The 233-nt window shown below is 51.9% G+C and carries 1 pseudogene; it reads right to left on the bottom strand.

The annotated features are described in order from the left end of the window. Positions 1-52 precede the first annotated feature (52 nt). Positions 53-233, bottom strand: a pseudogene (locus B4920_RS28110) (hypothetical protein); the annotation flags it as partial.

Here is a 233-nt window from a genome sequence, read left to right as displayed (position 1 = left end):
TAAGTCTTTGTCTGATCGAGGACTCGATAATATATTTCAACATAATGCGCTCCTAGTGCTGATGACCGCTGCTTAAACGCATCAGGCTGCCCTTGAGGCTGGCCTCGGAGTCGAGCAGGAATTGCCCTGAGGTGACGACACGTTCACCTTCGCTTAGGCCCGAGACTATCTCGGCCTTGCCTTGGCTCATCATGCCTACAGTGACAGTTTTTGCGATAAAGCTGTCATCGGCC

This window comes from Zoogloea sp. LCSB751 (assembly GCF_002028455.1).
Taxonomy (GTDB): domain Bacteria; phylum Pseudomonadota; class Gammaproteobacteria; order Burkholderiales; family Rhodocyclaceae; genus Zoogloea.
Note: the sequence above shows the minus strand (reverse complement) of the source record. Positions and strands in the feature narration are given on the sequence as shown.